We start from the raw sequence: 18,101 nt of genomic DNA on the forward strand, positions 1-18,101 counted from the left end.
AGGTGGGCCGGTTCGTTCCGCTGAAGGTGCTGGGGCAGGGGGGCATGGGGGTGGTGTACGCCGCCTATGATCCGGACCTGGACCGCAAGGTGGCGCTGAAGCTCCTGCGGGTGAAGGGCGGCCACGAGGACCTGGAGCAGGGGCGGGCGCGGCTGTTGCGCGAGGCCCAGGCCATGGCGCGCATCTCCCATCCCAACGTCATCCCCGTCTTCGAGGTGGGGCAGTGGGACCACCAGGTCTACGTGGCGATGGCGCTGGTGGACGGCGGCACGCTGCGCGACTGGACGAAGGCGAAGCCCCGGGCGTGGCACGAGCTGCTGGACAAGTACCTGGCGGCGGGGCGGGGCCTGGAGGCGGCGCACGTGGCGGGGCTGGTGCACCGGGACTTCAAGCCGGCCAACGTGCTGGTGGGCAAGGACGGGCGCGTCTACGTCACGGACTTCGGGCTGGCGCGGCCCATGGGCGAGGCGGAGGACGACGACGAGGACGGCGAGCGCACGCGGCCGGTGGGAGACGACTCGCCGTTGAACTCGCAGCTCACGCAGGCGGGCCTGGTGATGGGCACGCCCGCGTACATGTCCCCGGAGCAGTTCCGGGGCGAGCTGCTGGACTCGCGGTCGGATCAATTCAGCTTCTGCGCGGCGCTGTACCGCGCGCTGTATGGCATCCGCCCGTTCGACCCGGACGAGCTGTCGCGGGTGGCGTCCCAGCTGCGGCCCCAGGGGGCCGCGGATGACGAGCCCGGTGTGACGGGTGCCGCGGCGGTGCAGGTGCTGCCGCCGTCGCCCATCCTGGAGCCGCCGCGCGAATCGAAGGTGCCGACGTGGGTGCGCCGCGCGCTGATGAAGGGGCTGTCGCTGGAGCCTCGCGACCGGTTCCGCTCCATGGCGGAGCTGTTGACGGTGCTGGGCCAGCGGGAGCGGCGCGCCCTGCTCCAGCGCCGCGCGGGAGCGGCGGTGGCGGCCACGGTGGTGCTGGGCGTGGCGGGCGGCGTGGCGTGGTCTCGCTCCCAGGTGTGCGAGGGGGCGCCGGCCCTGGTGGCGGAGCGCTGGGGACCGGACGCGCGCGAGAAGGTGATGCAGTCGTTCCTCGCGACGAAGAGCCCGGTGGGGCAGGACATGGCGCGCCGGGTGGGCGTGGTGTTGGACGGCTACGGCGCGGAGTGGGCGAAGCAGCACACGGCGGCGTGCGAGGACACGCGCGTGCGTGAGGTGCAGACGGAAGAGCTGTTGTCCCAGCGCTTCGTGTGCCTGGAGCGGCGGCGCAAGGACCTGGGCGCGCTGGTGGCCACGTTGCAGACGGCGGACGTGGCGCTGGTGGACAAGTCGCTGGACGCGGCGTACGCGCTGCCCTCGCCGGGCGACTGCGCGGACGTGGAGTCGCTGACGGAGCTGCAGCCCCGGCCCGCGGATCCCGCGAAGCGCGCGGAGCTGGATGCGCTGGAGGGGACGTTGGCGGAGGTGAAGGCCCGCGTGGACCTGAGCCGGATGCCCAAGGCGCTGGAGATGGCGAAGGCCGCGGAAGCGCGCGTCATGGCCACGGACTACCTGCCGTTGATGGCGGAGCTGAGGTTCCACCTGGGCTGGGCGCAGGCGGTGCTGGGCGACAAGGCCGCGGGCGGCGCGGTGCTGGAGCAGGCCGTCTACGACGCGGAGGCCGGCAGGGCGGACCGGCTCGCGGTGTCGGTGATGAACAAGCTGCTCTACGTGGACGGCGAGCAGGAGCAGTTCGCGCTCGCGCAGCGCTGGGGCCGGCTGGGTGAGGCGACGCTCAAGCGCGTGGGTGGCGACGCGGTGCTGGAGAGCGACCTGAAGGTGAACGCGGCCAACCTCGCGCTGATGCAGGACCACCCGGACGACGCGCTGAAGCTGCTGGAGCAGGCGTCAGGACTCCTGGCGAAGGCGCTGCCGGAGGGGCACCCCAAGCGGGCGCGGGTGGCGTTCACGCTGGGTCGCACGCTGCTGGAGACAGGCAAGAGCGCGCAGGCGGTGACGGTGCTGAAGGACGCGCTCGTCCAGACGGAGAAGGCAGTGGGGCCCGTGCACCTGGACACGGCGCGCCGGCATCAGGCGCTGTCCATGGCGCTGCGCGAACAGCGGGACTTCACCGGGGCGCTGGAGCACGCGCGGGTGTCGGTGTCGTTGCACCGCACGCTCCTGGGGAACGAGAGCGTGAAGCTGGCGGAGGCGCTGGACGAGGAGGGCATGAGCTTGCTCGCGCTCAAGCGCTACCCGGACGCGCTGCGGGACTACGAGGAAGCGCTGAAGGTGAAGGAGGCGAAGCTGGGGCCAGAGGACGAGCTGGTCTACTACTCGTTGGACGGCGTGGGGCAGGCGCAGCTGGGCCTGGGCCGCACGCGCGACGCGATTGCCTCGTTGAAGCAGGCGCTGTCCTTCAAGGACGTGCAGGAGGACTCGCTGGGCGAGTCCGGCTTCGCGCTGGCGCAGGCGCAGTGGAAGGAAGGCGAGGAGGCGGAGGCGCGCGACGCGGCGTCACAGGCGCTCGCGCGCTTCAGGTCCGCGGGGCGCACCGCGCAGTCGAAGGAAGTCGAGGCGTGGCTCTCCGCTCGGCCCGCGCCGGTGGTGAAGGCGAAGGCGGTGCCCGTGTCCGCCGGGCGCGGTGGTAAGCGCAGGCGGTAGGCCTGACCGCGCCGGTGCCTCGGGGTGCTGCCGCCGTCCGTCACGCGCGGGCGGTAGGCATGACCACGCCGGTGTCGCGAGGCGCTGCTTGCATCCGCCACGCGCGCCACGCGCGGGCGGGCGCGCTTCAGGTCTCCGGAGGCCTCAGCACTCCGGCAGGCCGACGCTGAGGTTCGCGACCTCCAGGACGTTGACCGCGAGGCCGCCGCGCGCGGTCTCCTTGTACTTGTCCTTCATGTCGCGGCCGGTGTCGCGCATCGTCTTGATGACCTTGTCCAGGCTGACGAAGTGCCTCCCGTCGCCGGACAGCGCCATGCGCACGGCGTTGATGGCCTTCACGGAGGCCATCGCGTTGCGCTCGATGCAGGGCACCTGCACCAGCCCGCCAATCGGGTCGCAGGTGAGCCCCAGATTGTGCTCCATGGCGATCTCCGCCGCGTTCTCCACCTGCAACGGCGTGCCGCCCAGCACCTCCGCGAGCCCGCCCGCAGCCATGGAGCACGCGCTGCCCACCTCGCCCTGGCAGCCCACCTCCGCGCCGCTGATGGACGCGTTCTCCTTGTAGAGCGAGCCAATGGCCCCCGCCGTGAGGAGGAAGCGCACCACGCCGTCCGCGTTCGCCCCCGGCACGAAGCGCCAGTAGTAGTGCAGCACCGCCGGGATGATGCCCGCCGCGCCGTTGGTGGGCGCCGTGACGACGCGCCCGCCCGCCGCGTTCTCCTCGTTCACCGCGAGCGCGTACAGGTTCACCCAGTCCAGCACCGTCAACGGATTGGTGAGCCCCGCTTCCGGCCGGCTGATGAGCCGCTGGTACATCGCCGCCGCGCGCCGCTCCACCTTCAACCCGCCGGGCAGGATGCCACCCGTGGTGTACCCGCGCGTCACGCACGCCTGCATCACCGTCCAGATGCGCAGGAGCCCCGCCCGGATGTCCTCCTCGCTCCGCGACGTCAGCTCGTTGCGCAGCATCACCGAGCTGATGGGCTGCTTCTCCCGCTCGCAGTGCTTGAGCAGCTCCTCCGCGGACTTGAAGGGCAGCGGCACCGACGCGCTCTCCTCGCGCAGCGGATCCGCGCCCGTCGCAGCCTGCTCGTCCACCACGAAGCCGCCGCCCACCGAGTAGTAGATGCGGCAGGCCAGCGTCTCCCCGCCCTCGCTGAACGCGGTGAAGCGCATGCCGTTGGGGTGGTAGGGCAGCACCTTGCGCTTGTGCATCACCAGGTGCTCGCCGTCGCGGAAGGGGAGCACCAGCCGCTGGAGCAGCGACACTCGCCCCTCCGTGCGCCAGTGCGCGACGATGGCCGGCACCTTCTCCACGTCCACGTCCTCGGGCGTGTCTCCGCGCAGGCCCAGCAGCACCGCCTTGTCGCTGCCGTGCCCCTTGCCCGTCGCGCCCAGCGAACCGAACAGCTCCACCTTGAGCCGCGTCACGCGCTCCAGGAGCCCCGCGTCCGACAGCCCCACCACGAACGTGCGGGCCGCGCGCATGGGCCCCACCGTGTGCGAGCTGGAGGGTCCAATTCCAATCTTGAAGAGGTCGAAGACGCTGACAGGCATGGCGCTTCCCACCATGCCACGTTCATCGCGCGCCGCCTGTGACACCCCGCTCACGACGCGCTGCATGCATCCACTTCAAGTCATGCAGGCTGGAAGACAACACGTCCCGCGTGCGCCCGCTCCTCCGGGCGTAGGGGAAGTTGCCATGCCAAGCATGACGCGAGCGGGCTAACCGGCGGCGGGCTGCGGGCCCGTGGCGGGCTGGGGCGGCGAGGCGGGCGTCTTCGGCCGGAAGGCGAGCAGGCGCAGGCCGTTGAAGACGACGAGCAGCGTGCTGCCCTCGTGGAGCACCACGGCCTGGCTGATGCGCGTGATGCCCAGCACGGCGGCCACGACGAGGACCGCGCTCACGCCCAGCGCGATGACCAGGTTCTGCTTCATCACGGCCGTGGCGCGCTTGGACAGCTCCAGCGCGAAGGGCAGCTTCGCCAGGTCGTCGCTCATCAGCACCACGTCCGCAGTCTCCAGCGCCGCGTCACTGCCGGCGCCGCCCATGGCCACACCGACTGCTGCGGCGGCGAGCGCGGGCGCGTCGTTGACGCCGTCGCCCACCATGGCCACCGGGTACGTGCGGCCCAGCTCCTTCACCGCCGTCACCTTGTCCACGGGCATCAGCGGCGCCTTCGCCTCGTCCAGGCCCACCTGCTGCGCGATGGAGCGGGCCACGAGCGCGTTGTCGCCGGACAGCATCACCGTGCGCTCGATGCCGCCCGCCTTCAGCGCCTGCACCACCTGCCGGGCGCCGCCGCGCAGCGTGTCCGCCACGCCCAGCACGCCCAGGTAGCGGCCCGCGCGGCGCACCACCATCGTCGTCTGGCCCGCCTCCTCCAGCCGCGCCACCTCGGCGGTGACTTCCGCGGGAATCGCCTCGCCCGCGAAGAGGGCCGTGCTGCCCACCTCCACCGCGTCATCGCCCACCTTCGCGCGGATGCCCTGGCCGTGGATGGCCTCCAGGTCGCGGCCCGCGGGCACGGCGATGCGCGCCTCGGCGGCGGCGTCCACCACCGCCTTGGCCAGCGGGTGCGCGGACAGCGCCTCCACGCCCGCGGCGGTGCCCAGCAGCTCCTCGCGCGTCACGCCCGGCGCGGCCCATGTGGTGAGCAGCCGGGGGCGGCCCACGGTGAGCGTGCCCGTCTTGTCGAAGGCGATGGCGCGGATGCCGCTCAAGAGCTCCAGGTAGATGCCGCCCTTGATGAGCACGCCGCCGCGCGCGGCCGCCGCCACCGCGGAGAGCACGGCGGACGGCGTGGAGATGGCGAGCGCGCACGGCGACGCGGCCACCAGCAGCCCCACCGCGCGCAGCACCGCTTCCTTCATCGGCGTACCCAGCAGCACCAGCACCACCGGGAACACCACCGCGGACGCCATCACGAGCGGCGCCACGGTGCGCTCCAGCCGCTGGGCGAAGCGCTGCCGCTTGCCCTTCTGCGCCTCCGCCTGCGCCACCATGTCCACCACGCGCGCCAGAACGGACTCCGACGACAGGCGCGTCACCTCCACCTCCAGCGCCGCCTCGCAGTTGATGGTGCCGGAGAACACCTCGTCGCCCGGCTTGCGCGCCACCGGCATGGACTCGCCGGTGATGGCCGCCTGGTCCAGGGAGCTCTTGCCTTCGAGGATGACGCCGTCCAGCGGGACGCGGTCGCCCGGGCGCACGACGATGCGCTCACCGCGCTTCACGTCCGCCACCGGCACCTCCACCACCTCCGAGCCCCGGCGCACGCGCGCCACCTCCGGGCGCAGCTGGCCCAGCGCTTCGATGGAGCGGCGCGCCTTCTCCATGGCCCGGTGCTCCAGCGCGTGGCCCGCGCTGAAGAGGAAGAGCAGGAACGCGCCCTCGAACCAGGCGCCGAGCACCGCCGCGCCCAGCGCCGCCACCACCATCATCGTTTCGATGTCGATTCGCAGCTGCGCGATGGACCGCACCGAGCCGCGGATGGCGAAGAAGCCGCCGCTCGCCATGGACAGCGCCCAGAGCACCGTGGCCACCAGCGGCGGCGCCAGCGCGAAGTGCTCCACCACGAAGCCCGCCGCCAGCAGCACGCCGGAGACGACCACCAGGGGCAGCTCCAAGAGCGGCGCCAGGCCGCCACCGTGCGCGTGGTGCGAACAGGCGTGGCCCGCCATGGGCACTTCCAGCCCGTACCCGAGCGCCTTCACCCGGGCCTCCACGTCCGGGAGCTTCAACTCCGCCTTGTCGTATTCGATGACCAGGCGCTCGCTGGCGTACGCGACGCTGGCGGTGAGCACGCCCTTCATCTTGGAGACCGCGTGCTCGATGACCTGGGCCGCGTCCGCGGAGTCCATTCCGCGCACGAACCAGGTGTGATGCAGGTAGCGCGCGGCCACCTGCGCGCCCGTCTTCTGCGCGAGCGCGACCAGCTTCGACACACTCACCAGCGACGGCTGGTAGTGGATGCACACCTCCGCGTGGCCCGCGTCGCGGCGCAGGTGCACGTCGATGATGCCGTGCTGCGACTCCAGGGCCGCCTCCAGCCGCGCGAAGCGGCCCTGGTCGTCCGTCTCTCCCGGCAGCGTGCCCTCCAAATCCAACTGGAGCGCCGAGCCGCCTCCTTCCGCCGGACGGTGGGCCGGCGGACGGATGACGCGCTGGGAGTGGGCATGCCCGTGGTGGTCATGCCCGTGGTCATGGTCATGGGAGCAGGAGGCACTGTGCACGTGGGTCTTGCCGTCCACCTCGTCGTGATCGTGATGATCATGACCCTGGTGGTCGTGGCCTTCATGGCCATGGTCGTGGTTGCACCCCGGGCCGTGGACGTGGCGCTGCACGGCGTTTCCGCCGGGCTGTGCCTCCTTGAGGCCCTTGATGTTCAACGAGCCGAACCGCGCACCGCTCTTCTTCTGCTCCGACATGGCTTGGGTCTTCCTGTCGCCCTAGTGGCGGTGTCCGCGGCGTGAGTGCGAGGACGCGGCGGCCGGAGGCGTTGCCGCCTGGGGCTTTTCGTCCTCATCCTCGTCGTGGTGGTCCTCGTCCTCGTGCTCCTCGGGGACGGGCTGGTCGAAGCGCTGGCCGGCGACCTCCAACGTGAAGCGCTTGCACGTCGGGGGAATGTCGAACTCCAGCACCGCGGGCAGGCGGCCCTCGTACGTCTTCAGTACCTGGCCCTGCTCGTCGTAGACGGTGCCGCCAGCGGCGACGGTCATGGTCTCGTCCACCAGCACGGCCACGAGCTCCGCCATCTCCTCCATGCGGTCCGCGTGGCGGTGGCACCAGAGGTGTCCCACGCCCGGATAGGTCGTATGGGAGATCTCCTCCATCTGCTCCTCGTCCACGTGCTCGCCCACGCCCATGAAGACGAAGTTGATGCGCGGCAGGCGGCCGGAGGCGATCTCCTTGGCCACCTGCGTGGCGTAGGCCGTCACGTCATGGGCGTCGTTGATCTGCGAGTCCGTGATGATGACCGCCAGGCCCCGCTTGGCGCCTTCGCCCACCTGCTGCTTGATGTGCGCCACGAAGTCGCGCAGCACCGGCAGCATCACCGTGGCCTTGCCGTAGGACTTCGGCCCGGGGAAGCGGTAGCCCTTGGCCTGCGGGCCCGTGAGGTCGCCCACCATCTCCAGCTGGGTGCCGTCGCCGCAGGCCCAGTAGGTGACGCGCACCTTGCCGTCCCGGTCCTTGTTGGCCAGGTACTCCAGCATCCACTGCATCTGCGGCTCGACCTGGTTCTTCACCGGGGCGAGCTTCGCCAGGATGCCGCGCGGCCCGTACGCGTTCTCCATGCTCGCGGAGCCGTCCATGTAGAGGGCCACGTCCAGTCCCTCCACGGTGGGGTCGTGCAACAGCGTCGCGACGACCTTGTTGCCCATCCGGTGGACGTCGGAGAAGGGGCGGTTGATGACTTCGTGGCCGGCCATCAGTGGTGGTCCTCGTCTTCGCCCTCGTCGTGGTGCTCTTCGTCGGGGAGCGGCTGGGTGTAGCGCTGGCCGTTCACCTCCAGCGTGAAGCTCTTGGCCTCCTCCGGCACGTCGAACTCCAGCACCGCGGGCAGGCGGCCCTCGTACGTCTTCAGCACGGTGCCCTTGTCGTCGTAGATGGTGCCGCCGGCGGCGACCGTCATGGTCTCGTCCACCAGCACGGCGACCAGCTCCGCGACCTGGGTGATCTCCTTCGCGATGCGGTGGCACCAGAGGTGGCCCACGCCCGGGAACTCCGCGTGGGCGATGTGTTCCAGCTGCTCCTCGTCGATGTCGTCACCCACGCCCACCAGCACGAAGTTGATGCGCGGCAGGCGCCCGGAGGCGATCTTCTTCGCCACCTCCGCGGAGAACTTCTCCACCGCTTCGGCGTCATGGAGGCGGCCGTCGGTGACGATGATGGCGCAGCCTCGCTTGGCGCCCACCTTCACCTGCTCCTCCAGGTACTTCACGTAGTCGCGCAGCGCGGGCTCCAGGTACGTGAAGCCGCCCAGCTGCTTCGCGCCGGGGAACTTGTACTGCTTCACGTCGGTGCCCTTGAGTTCACCCACGGGCTCCACCTGGCGGCCGCTGGTGCCACAGGCCCAGTAGGCCACGCGGAGCAGACCGTTGCGGTCCTTGGTGGCCAGATACTCCAGCATCCACCGGACCTGCGGCTCCACGTCGTTGGAGGGCTCCTTCATCGGCGCGCCGCGCAGCCACTCCAGGAAGGAGCGCTGCTGCGTCTTGTAGGCGTACTCCTCGCGCATGCTGCCGGAGGCGTCCATGTAGATGGCCATGTCCAGGCCCTCCACCGTGGGGTCGTGCAGCAGCACCGCGCGCACGCGGTCCCCTTCGCGGTGCAGGTCCGAAAACGGCTCGATCGGCTTCTCGTGTCCCATGGTCTGCCTTTCTGGAGGGTGAAAACGCTATCGCCCGGTGTGCGAGCACCGCAAACGGGCAGGGTCAGTCATCAAAGTCGCTCATCCAGTCCGGCTTCTTGCCGGGCGGGGCGGGCGCCTTCTCTTGGTGCCTGGTGGCCGGACGGGCGGGCGCTGCCGGAGCCGGAGCCGGAGCGAAGTCCGCCTGCCATGAAGCCGGGGATGCAGGCTTCGCGGGAGGCGGACGGGGCGCGGGCTTCGGTTGCAGTTGCGTGAGGCGCGGCTTCGCGCCGCCAGGCTTGCCATGCGCGCCGATGAAGTCCTGCATCCAATCACTGGAGCGCACCGGTGGCGTGGGCAGGCGCGGCGGGATGGACGCGGGCGGCGTGGGCGCGCGAGGCACCGTGGGGCGCATCACCGGTGTGCCCGGGGACAGCGTGCCCGCGAGCACGTGGGCGCGCAGCGTGCGCTCCGTCTCCGTGGGCCAGCCCGGCAGGAGCGGCAGCACGCGGCGCGAGAGCTCCAGGAACTCTGGCGGCGGCGCTTCCCGGGGCACGCGCACGGTCTCGTCCTGGAGCCAGCCGGCGAGCTTCCCCACCAGCCCGCCCTTCGTGGGGCGCGGCGTGGCGATGTCGCCCTTCACCTCGTAGCCGCGCAGCTCCAGGTCCGCGATGGCCATCGCGCGGCTCGGCACGGGCAGCTCCAGCGATGCGATGGCCTGGGGCCCCTGGTTCGTGTGCGCGTCGTCCTGGAGCTGAGAGAGCACCGCGTGCAGCACGCTCGCGACCTGCGCGCCGTTGGCGGCGTGGTGGGCCTGCAACTCCGCGGGCACCGCCGGGTAGGTGAGGACGAGCCCTCGTCCCTGCGCCAGCTGATCCGCGCGGTCGCCCGGCAACAGCGCGTGGTACGCGCGGGGCGCGTCGCGGCTCTCCGCGTCCTTCACGTAGTGGAAGGCGTCCTGCGCGCCATGCGCGAAGCCCGCGAGCACGTCACCCCGGGTGACGGTGAGCTGCCCGTTCACGCGCGTGACGGCGGTGCCCGGCCACGGGCCCGTGAGCGTGCCGTAGAGGTAGACGGGGTCGTTGAATCCCTCCGTGTTGGAGGGGTGCTCCACCACCTCCGGGGAGAAGAAGAACAGCTCCGTCGCGGCCAGTCGGCGCGGAGGCTTGCCGGAGGCGACTTCATGGTGCGCGAGCTGCGTCTGCACGGACGCGGGCAGCCGCGCGCGCTCGCTGCCGGGGATGAGCTGGAGCTGGCCCACGACGTCGGTGCAGACGAGCCATTCAGCTTCGCCCAGGTACGCGGGCTCCAGCCGGAAGGCGTCCAGGACGTGGACGACCTCCGAGGCATCGCACGGCACGGGTTCGACCGGGCTGGCGGCGTGGGGAACGAAGTAGCGGGGCGGGCTCACGGAGGCCGCGACAGGCTGGCGCAAGCCGCTGGGGCAATCAAGTGTCGGGGCGGCATCCCCGGGTCCGCGCAACGGCGTGGATTCCATCGTTCGTTCCACGCCCCTTAAGGGAACGGGGCGCGGAGCGAAAGTGGGAGCAGGGCCTCAGGAGGGTTCGATGAAGTTGAGCCTGTAGCCGTCCGGGTCCGTGACGACGATTTCGCGGGTGTACCAGGGCTGCACCGTGGGGCCTTCCACGTGCGCGCCCAGCGCCGCCGCCTTCGCGGCCACCGCGTCCACGCCTTCCGAGCCCGCGCGGAAGCCCACGAGCACGCCCATGCCCTTTCGCCCATCCAGCTTCAGGCTTGAAGGATGGCTCACGAGGTACACGTCCGACTCGCCGCCCCACTGGAGGCGGAGGATGGGAGGTTCCGACGCGATGCGTTCGAAGCCGAGGCCTTCGTAGAAGCTCACGGAGGCCTGCGCATCCGTCACCAGCAGCTTCACGAACGACCGCATTGTCTGGGGCTTGTCCATGGGCGCGGCAGTCTGCCCGGAGCGATGGACGGGCGCCACGCACACGGGGGCCATTATCCGTCCCGGGACGGAATTGACGTATCGTCGGGCGCGGATCCGGGTGGGACCGGGCTGAAGCGACAAGGGGACGGCTTCATGGGTGACGTGACACGTACGCGGCAGGGCCCTGGGGCCGTCGCCTATGACGACGTCAACGAGCTCATCGCCACCGCCACCCGGCTGATGCAGAAGGACGCCGCGCCGGACACGCTCACCCCGGACGACCTGCGGCGCATCGGCGAGGAGCTGGACATCCCCGCGCGCTACGTGGACCAGGCGCTGGAGGCATTGGCCCGCCGCCGCGAGGAACAGGCCCGCGAGGCCCAGGCCCGTGAGCGTCTGTCGCGTCAGCGCCGCGCGAGGCTCAAGCAGGGCGCGTGGGCGGGAGTGGCGCTCGCGGGCGTGCTGGCCGTATCGGGGCTCGTTGTTCGCAATGGGCTCACCGCCACGTTGGCGGAGGTGGCGCAGAAGCGGGCCCAGGTGCGCAACGTGTTGGAGCGCCGCGAGACCCTGCACGCGCGCTTGGATCAGCTCACGCCCGGTCTGAACCGCGACGCGGAGGTGGCGGGCGCGGACAACCGCGTGGCGGTGGAGCAGCGCCGCTATGACGAGCGCGCCGCGGCGTACAACGCCTCCGCTGCTTCCTTTCCCACGAGCTGGGTGGTCCGCCTGAGCGGGCTGCCTGCTTCGCTGCCGTTGTCCTCGGAGGTCTCCTCATGGTGAAGACCGTCCTCCTGACGTTGCTGTTGCCCGTGCTGGCCCTGGCCGCGGTTCCCGCCATCACGCGGCCGGTGACGGATCCCCAGGGAAGGCTGACCTCGCGGGAGACGGAGACGGTCTCCAAGGCCCTGGTGGACCTGCGCGCCGCGAAGCAGGTGCAGATGGCGGTGTTGCTGGTGGACACCACGGATGGCCAGCCCATCGAGGACTACGCGGCGGCGGTGTTCCGGCAATGGAAGGGCGGTGAGGCGGGACGGAACAATGGCGTGCTGCTCGTCATCGCGCGCGCGGACCGGCGCTCGCGGCTGGAGGTGGGCTACGGACTGGAGGCATCGCTGACGGATGGCGAGGCGACGGCCCTGCTGCACGCGCAGGGACCGCTCTTGCGCGAGGGCCGATTCGAGCCGGCGCTGCTCGCCATCATCGCGGGCGTGGATGCGCGGGTGTCCGCCGGGGCGTTCCCGGGGGGCAGCGCCACGCCGCCGCCCTGGACCCCGGAGGAGTCGGCCTGGTTCCTCGTCGCGCTGTTCATGACGGCGTGGGTGATGGCGCGGCTGCTGCTCCAGGTCCAGGCTGCGGGCTTCCGGGGATCGAGGGGGCTCACGATGGCGGCGCTGCTGGGGGGGCTTCCGGCGGCCGCACTCATTGCTGTCGGGTGGTCCGGGCCCAGGTCCCCGCTGTTCATCCTGGTCGCGTATGGCGTGCTGATGGGGGTGTTCTTCTGGGGATGGAGGCTGTTCCAGGGGATCAAGACATCGGTCGGGGGACTGGTGCTGCTCCTCACGCCCATGTTGGTCCTCGCCTACAGCCAGTTGAAGTCGGGCGACCCCATCCTCGGCCTGGCGGACTTCTTCCCCTGGATGGTGTTCGGCTCCCTCTTCGCGTCTCCCGTGGCCGCGCTCGCCGGCATCCTGGGTGTCCTTCTCTTCCGGAGGGTGTGGTACCCGGAAGGCCGCAGGACCTGGGGCCGCTCCGGCTCGGGAGGCGGTACCTCGTCGTCGGACTGGAGCGTCGGCGTCGGGTCCTCGAGCTACGACACCTCGTCCAGCTACGACTCCTCGTCGTCCTCCAGCAGCGACTCGTCCAGTTCGTCCTCGGACTGGGGCGGCGGCGGAGGCGGCTCTGGCGGCGGCGGCGGCAGCGACTCCTGGTAGCCACTGGCTGCCCGCCTGCCCACCAGCCGAGCGCCATCTTCACGTTGGGTCAACCCAGAACGGCATGTGGAGGCCCGTCGCCTGCCTGGAGGGTGCTCCCTACCTTGAGGGCATGAGGCCTGCGCGCAAGGGACTCCCGGTCTACGTACCGCCCCGGACGGTGTGGTCGGTCGGGGCCCAGGTGGTGTTGCTCGTGTTGCTGGGCACGGCGATGCAGAGCCTGGGGCCCGTGCTCACGCTGTTGGCGGCGGCGCTGCTGCTGGGACTGGCGGCGGAGCCCGTCGTGCGCCGGCTGCAGTCGTGGGGCCTGCGCCGGGGCCTGGGCGTGGCGCTCATCGCGCTGACGCTCTTGGCAATCATCGGCCTGCTCATCCTCACGCTGGTGCCGCTGCTCGTGGAGCAGCTCCAGCACCTGGTGGAGGCGGCGCCGGTCTTCCTCGATGAGCTGACCCAGGCCCCCTGGGTGCGGAAGCTGGATGAGCACTTCGGTGTGCTGTCGCATCCGCAGGACGCGTTCACCGTGGAGCCTGGCGTGCTGGCCAGGCCGCTCATCACCGTGCTGTCATCCACGGTGGAGTTGCTGGGCGCGGGCGTCACGGTGCTGGCGCTGGCCGTGTTCGGCCTGCTCTTCGGGCACGACCTCTACGCGAGCATCCTGGGCTGGGTGCGCCCGCGCAGCCGTCCCCGCGTGCGCCGCGTGGTGGGCCGGATGCGTGAGGCGGTGGGCAACTACCTCGTCGGCACGCTGCTCATCGTCTCGGTGGGCGGCGCCTGCACGGCCGGCCTGTCGCTGGCGCTGGGGGTGCCGTACTTCCTGCCGCTCGGCCTGGTGGCGATGGTGTTGGGGCTCATCCCGTACATCGGCAGCGTCATCACCGCGCTGCTGGTGAGCCTCACCACGCTGGCGTCGGTGGGCCCGAAGCGGGCGATCCTCGCGCTGGCGGTGTTCGTGGTCTACCAGCAGCTCGAGGCCCACCTGTTCAGCCCCCTGGTGCAACGGCGCGCCATCAAGATGAACCCGCTGCTCATCTCGATGGTGGCGCTGGCGGGCGGCGCCGTCGCGGGGCTGCTGGGCGTCATCCTCGCGGTGCCGGCGGCGGCGGCGGGGCAGGTGTTGCTCACGGAGGTGCAGCGCGAGCGTCGCAAGACGTGGAAGCGCGAGAGTCGCCTGGCGGCGGCCCTGCCTTCCGGACTGGGGAACGCGGACGAGGCACTGTTGGCGGGTCCACTTGCTCCGCCGCGAAGTGAAGCGCGGCGTGCGCCCCCGGCCGACTCCGGGCATCCTGGGACTCCGCACTGAAGCCGCCTTCCTCCCCTAGAGCCCGCCATGACTACCGACGAGAGTGTTTCGGCTTCCCAGAAGCGCGCGGCGGCGGAGCGCGCGGTGGACTTCATCCAGCCAGGCATGGTGGTGGGGCTGGGCACGGGCAGCACGGCCGCGCACGCGGTGCGGCGGCTGGGCGCGCTGCTCTCCGCCGGGACGTTGAAGGACGTGGTGGGCGTCCCCACGTCGCGCGCGACGGAGGCACTGGCCGCGTCGCTGGGCGTGCCGCTCACCACGCTGGACGTGCACCCGGTGGTGGACCTCACCATCGACGGCGCGGACGAGGTGGCCCCGGACCTGTCGCTCATCAAGGGCGGCGGTGGGGCGCTCCTGCGCGAGAAGGTGGTGGCGCAGGCGAGCCGCCGCGAAATCATCGTGGTGGACGCGGCCAAGCTGTCTCCCCGGCTGGGCACGAAGTGGCCGGTGCCGGTGGAGGTGCTGCCCTTCGGCTGGCGCTCGCAGGCGCTGTTCCTGGAGTCGCTGGGCGCGCGCGTGGTGGTGCGGCTCGCGCTGGACGGGGCGCCGTACCACACGGATCAGGGCAACGTGGTGTTGGACTGTGACTTCGGTCCCATTGGCGACCCGGCGGCGCTGGCGGCGAAGCTGGAGTCCCGCGCAGGGGTGATGGCGCACGGCCTGTTCCTGAACCTGACCACTGACTTGTTGGTGGCCGGGCCGGAGGGCATCACCCACCGCGTCCGGGGCGCGTAAGGCGCAGGGCGTCCTCGGCGGTGTCCACGTCCTCCTCGCCGCCGGGCAGTGGAACCTCCACGACGCGCGAAGGGTCCCGAGCGATGAGCCCGCGTGCGCCGCCCGTGGGAGGCAGGGCCTCCAACTCGGGGAAGAGGGCGCGGGAGAAGAGGGCGGGGACGCCCCGGGTGCCTGCGTAGGTGGACGCGATGATGGGCGCGCGCGTGCGCTCGAAGGTGGCGATGAGCGAGCGCAGGTGGGCTGTGTCCACGTGGAGCTGGTCGCAGAGCATCAGGAGCGCGCCGTCCACGTCCGGGGGAATCGCCCGCAGGCCCGCGTGCAGTGACGAGCCCTGACCCAGCGCCCAGTCCGGGTTGTCCACACACAGCAGGGCAAGCCCGTCCAGCTCCGTTGCGACGTCGTCACGCCGCGCGCCGAGCACCACGGCCACCACCGGGCTCGCTGCCAGGGCCCGCTCCGCCGCGCGCCGTACCAGGGACGTGCCTTCGTGGCGCAAGAGCTGCTTGGGCTGTCCCAGCCGCGACGAACCACCCGCGGCGAGCAGCACGATGGCGACGGTCGTCACGCCGACCTGCGCTCCGGCGCGATGGCCTCCGCGTGGATGGGCGCCTGCCGTTCGCGCAGCCGTCCTCCGTCGCGCCCGGCCAGCACCGCCTGCACCTCCGCGATGATGGACAGGGCAATCTCGTCCGCGCCCTCCGCGCCCAGGTCCAATCCCATGGGCGCGTGCAGCTTCTCCAACTGCGCGGCGGTGGGCGTGCGCGCCAGCTCCCGCAGGATGCGCTCCGTCCTCGCGCGAGGCCCGAGCACTCCCAGGTAACGCACCGGCAGCGGCACCAGCCGCTCCAGCAGCTCCCGGTCCTGCGGCAGGCTGTGCGTCATCACCAGCACCACGCTGCGCGCGGACAGAGGCACCTTCTCCAGCACCTCGCTGGCCCGCGACGCGACATGCGCCTGGGCCCGAGGGAACCTGCGGCGCAGCAGCTCCACGGGCCGGTCCGCCACCACCGTGAGGTGCCATCCCAGCCCCTGCGCACGCGACACCACGGGCGCGACGTCGAAGCCGCTGCCGAACACCACCACCGGCGGCGCTGGCTCCACCACCTCCACCAGCACCTCCGCGCCCCCGCACGCGCCGCTCCAGGGCACGCCGCGCACCAACGCCTCCGTCGCCGCCGCGCGCACCGGCTCGAGCAGCGCGCCCTGGAGGCTCCCCTCCGACACGCCGTCCTCGCGCAACATCAGCCGCGAACCCACCGCGTCCTCGGGCCCCCGGTACACGGTGGCCACCACCGCGCGCAGCGACTGCTTGCGAGCCTCGGCCGCGAAGCCGAGCGCGTCACCCGGACCGGGCTCCCAGCGCTCCAGCAGGATGTCCACCACGCCGTTGCACCCGAGCGCGAACGACAGGCCGCCCTCGTCCTCCGCGGCGTCTCCCGTGGTGTCGTAGCGCAGCACGCGCGGCCCCTCCGACGTCCAGAAGAAGGCCTTGCGCACGAGGTCTCCCTCCAGACACCCGCCGCTCACCCCGCCCGCGAGCCAGCCGTCCGCGCCCATCAACATGCGGGCCCCTGGACGCCGATACGACGAACCGGACACCGCCACCACCGTCGCCAACACCACCGGACCGGAGGCACGACCGCATGCCCGCAACAGGTCATCGAGTTCCTTCATCGCCCACCCATCTAACCACCCACGCCCCATGCCCGGGCCGATTCCGCCCCGGACGGATGTGCACCGTCCGACGTCCGATTCATGCCCGGCGCACGCAGGGCAACCCTCCGGCCGACCGCACGCCCCCTACGTGACGCTGGCGGACAAGGCCTCCCGCCACGAACTTGAGCGGAGGACTTTTGATGGAGGCTCGGTGGAATCCAAAGCGCGACGGCATGACGCCCGACATCGCTTCCCCTTTGCTCATGGCACTCCGCGGGCCTGGCGCCCCAGCAAGGGGAGGGCGGCATGAAGATGCCCGAAGTGCTGGAACACCTGCCCGCCGTCGGACACCTGCTCGGACGCAAGCCGAGCGGGCAGGAGGACGTTTTGCCGAAGCGTGACCCCACCCTGACCCTGCCGGACTTCCAGGCCGTTCCGCTGCCCTCGAGCGAGCGCCGGCTGGGAGACGGCCGCACCTTCATCGTGCACCACCCCGCGCCGCGCGCGCCCCGGGGACCGGGCCTCACGGTGATGAGCTACAACATCCTCATGGGCGGCGAGCGTCAGGAGGCGCTGCTGGAGTACTTCACCCAGCTGGAGGCCCAGGACCGCATGCCGGACGTCATCGGCCTGCAGGAGGCGGGCGTGCCCATGTCGGTGCTGCTCGCGTCCCGCTTCGGCTTCCACCTGGCGTACCAGGGCAGCGACGGCGACGACAGCACCCGGCTGGTGAACGGCAAGGCCTGGCTCAGCCGCCACCCCATCGTGGACGCCGCGCACTTCACCTACGTCCTCACCGAAGCCGAGCGCAATGAGGCCATCGCGCGCCAGGGCTACGCGGGAGAGCTGGTGGAGGACCGGGGCGTGCTGTGGCTGAAGCTCCACGTGGAGGGCCGCCCGCTCTACCTCTACAACCTGCACCACGCGCTGGGGGACTCGGCCATCAACGCCCTCAACCTGCGCCAGCTCAACTCGCTCCTGAGCCGCCGCGAGGGCGTCCCCGCCGTCGTGCTGGGCGACTTCAACGCCAACACCGCCATCAAGCGGGGCGGCTCCTGGCTGGTGGCGCACCTGCTGCACCCGAAGCAGGACAACGACACGGACACCATCGAGGAGTTCCGTCAGCGCTACGGCGACGACATGCACAACGTCACGGTGGGCGACCGCGGCGTGGGCAACATCTCGGATCCGCGCCTGCGCCACGAACTGCACACGCTGGAGCAGGACCTTCCGGAGACGGTGTGCCATGCGACGACGGTGCGCGTGCGGCTGGCGGACCACTCGCTGACGACGCCCCATCACGCCCGTCAGGAGCTGAGCTCCGGCCAGATTCCCAAGCACAGCCCCGCGTGGTGGCGCCTGCAGGACATCGCGGATTGCGCCACGCTCACCTCGCACCCGGACAGCCACGGCGTGGTGCACGCCACCGGCAAGCGCTTCGACAACTTCTACGCGACGCGCTCCCTGGTCCCGGTCCTCTTCGAGGTGGACCGCTCCACCGAGTCCTCGGACCACCAGCCGGTGGTGGCCCACTACCGCTTCGGCGACGGACAGGTGAAGTCCCCGCCGCACCACTGA

General features: G+C 71.4%; 14 protein-coding genes. 6 read left to right on the forward strand and 8 right to left on the reverse strand.

Going from position 1 to position 18,101, the window contains the following annotated elements:
• Positions 1-2 precede the first annotated feature (2 nt).
• Positions 3-2,639, forward strand: coding sequence for a serine/threonine-protein kinase (locus D7X99_RS34230; RefSeq protein WP_233613939.1), 2,637 nt, complete (start codon positions 3-5; stop codon positions 2,637-2,639).
• Positions 2,640-2,783: 144 nt separating this feature from the next.
• Here the strand turns inward: D7X99_RS34230 and D7X99_RS34235 are convergent, their stop codons facing one another.
• From D7X99_RS34235 to D7X99_RS34260, 6 genes are all read right to left on the reverse strand, one after another.
• Entirely contained in the window at positions 2,784-4,196 is a 1,413-nt protein-coding gene (locus D7X99_RS34235) for an L-serine ammonia-lyase (protein WP_121781452.1), read from the reverse strand.
• Positions 4,197-4,364: 168 nt separating this feature from the next.
• A complete protein-coding gene (locus tag D7X99_RS34240; protein ID WP_121781432.1) occupies positions 4,365-7,070 on the reverse strand; it encodes a cation-translocating P-type ATPase in 2,706 nt (901 codons plus the stop codon).
• 21 nt (positions 7,071-7,091) lie between these two features.
• Entirely contained in the window at positions 7,092-8,072 is a 981-nt protein-coding gene (locus D7X99_RS34245; RefSeq protein ID WP_121781433.1) for a VWA domain-containing protein, read from the reverse strand.
• Positions 8,072-9,013 carry a vWA domain-containing protein gene (locus D7X99_RS34250; protein ID WP_121781434.1) on the reverse strand — a complete coding sequence of 314 codons (942 nt, stop codon included), beginning with the start codon at positions 9,011-9,013 and terminating at the stop codon, positions 8,072-8,074. The genes D7X99_RS34245 and D7X99_RS34250 overlap by 1 nt, the downstream gene beginning before the upstream one ends.
• A 64-nt stretch (positions 9,014-9,077) precedes the next feature.
• Positions 9,078-10,427, reverse strand: a complete 1,350-nt coding sequence (locus tag D7X99_RS34255) for a hypothetical protein (RefSeq protein ID WP_233613940.1) — start codon at positions 10,425-10,427, stop codon at positions 9,078-9,080.
• Between the two features lie 120 nt (positions 10,428-10,547).
• On the reverse strand, positions 10,548-10,901 hold the full coding sequence (locus D7X99_RS34260) for a VOC family protein (protein ID WP_233613941.1): 354 nt from the start codon (positions 10,899-10,901) through the stop codon (positions 10,548-10,550).
• Between the two features lie 153 nt (positions 10,902-11,054).
• Here D7X99_RS34260 and D7X99_RS34265 point away from each other — a divergent pair, with 153 nt between their 5' ends.
• From D7X99_RS34265 to rpiA, 4 genes are all read left to right on the forward strand, one after another.
• Positions 11,055-11,681, forward strand: a complete 627-nt coding sequence (locus tag D7X99_RS34265; protein WP_158627115.1) for a hypothetical protein — start codon at positions 11,055-11,057, stop codon at positions 11,679-11,681.
• Positions 11,675-12,832, forward strand: a complete 1,158-nt coding sequence (locus D7X99_RS34270) for a YgcG family protein (protein ID WP_121781438.1) — start codon at positions 11,675-11,677, stop codon at positions 12,830-12,832. The genes D7X99_RS34265 and D7X99_RS34270 overlap by 7 nt, the downstream gene beginning before the upstream one ends.
• A 112-nt stretch (positions 12,833-12,944) precedes the next feature.
• Entirely contained in the window at positions 12,945-14,132 is a 1,188-nt protein-coding gene (locus D7X99_RS34275) for an AI-2E family transporter (protein WP_121781439.1), read from the forward strand.
• A gap of 27 nt (positions 14,133-14,159) precedes the next feature.
• Positions 14,160-14,867: a ribose-5-phosphate isomerase RpiA gene (rpiA, locus tag D7X99_RS34280; RefSeq protein ID WP_121781440.1), complete on the forward strand. Its 708-nt coding sequence runs from the start codon at positions 14,160-14,162 to the stop codon at positions 14,865-14,867.
• On the opposite strand, the gene D7X99_RS34285 is transcribed toward rpiA, so the two are convergent.
• Together D7X99_RS34285 and D7X99_RS34290 are read right to left on the reverse strand one after the other, a co-directional pair.
• A complete protein-coding gene (locus D7X99_RS34285; protein WP_121781441.1) occupies positions 14,842-15,432 on the reverse strand; it encodes an NTP transferase domain-containing protein in 591 nt (196 codons plus the stop codon). The two genes, rpiA and D7X99_RS34285, sit on opposite strands and share 26 nt — an antisense overlap.
• Positions 15,429-16,541, reverse strand: coding sequence for an XdhC family protein (locus D7X99_RS34290; RefSeq protein WP_121781442.1), 1,113 nt, complete (start codon positions 16,539-16,541; stop codon positions 15,429-15,431). Before D7X99_RS34290 ends, D7X99_RS34285 begins: the two co-directional genes overlap by 4 nt.
• Positions 16,542-16,829: 288 nt before the next feature.
• On the opposite strand from D7X99_RS34290, the gene D7X99_RS34295 reads away from it, so the two are divergent.
• Positions 16,830-18,101, forward strand: coding sequence for an endonuclease/exonuclease/phosphatase family protein (locus D7X99_RS34295; RefSeq protein WP_121781443.1), 1,272 nt, complete (start codon positions 16,830-16,832; stop codon positions 18,099-18,101).

Origin of the sequence: Corallococcus sp. AB032C, from assembly GCF_003668935.1 — a bacterium.
GTDB lineage: Bacteria > Myxococcota > Myxococcia > Myxococcales > Myxococcaceae > Corallococcus > Corallococcus exiguus.

What these genes read in the sequence shown, in the direction of transcription:
- D7X99_RS34260 (WP_233613941.1), bottom strand. Translation starts at nt 10,901, where the DNA reads ATGCGGTCGTTCGTGAAGCTGCTGGTGACGGATGCGCAGGCCTCCGTG.
- D7X99_RS34270 (WP_121781438.1), top strand. Translation starts at nt 11,675, where the DNA reads ATGGTGAAGACCGTCCTCCTGACGTTGCTGTTGCCCGTGCTGGCCCTG.
- D7X99_RS34245 (WP_121781433.1), bottom strand. Translation starts at nt 8,072, where the DNA reads ATGGCCGGCCACGAAGTCATCAACCGCCCCTTCTCCGACGTCCACCGG.
- rpiA (WP_121781440.1), top strand. Translation starts at nt 14,160, where the DNA reads ATGACTACCGACGAGAGTGTTTCGGCTTCCCAGAAGCGCGCGGCGGCG.
- D7X99_RS34235 (WP_121781452.1), bottom strand. Translation starts at nt 4,196, where the DNA reads ATGCCTGTCAGCGTCTTCGACCTCTTCAAGATTGGAATTGGACCCTCC.
- D7X99_RS34240 (WP_121781432.1), bottom strand. Translation starts at nt 7,070, where the DNA reads ATGTCGGAGCAGAAGAAGAGCGGTGCGCGGTTCGGCTCGTTGAACATC.
- D7X99_RS34250 (WP_121781434.1), bottom strand. Translation starts at nt 9,013, where the DNA reads ATGGGACACGAGAAGCCGATCGAGCCGTTTTCGGACCTGCACCGCGAA.
- D7X99_RS34290 (WP_121781442.1), bottom strand. Translation starts at nt 16,541, where the DNA reads ATGAAGGAACTCGATGACCTGTTGCGGGCATGCGGTCGTGCCTCCGGT.
- D7X99_RS34265 (WP_158627115.1), top strand. Translation starts at nt 11,055, where the DNA reads ATGGGTGACGTGACACGTACGCGGCAGGGCCCTGGGGCCGTCGCCTAT.
- D7X99_RS34295 (WP_121781443.1), top strand. Translation starts at nt 16,830, where the DNA reads ATGAAGATGCCCGAAGTGCTGGAACACCTGCCCGCCGTCGGACACCTG.
- D7X99_RS34275 (WP_121781439.1), top strand. Translation starts at nt 12,945, where the DNA reads ATGAGGCCTGCGCGCAAGGGACTCCCGGTCTACGTACCGCCCCGGACG.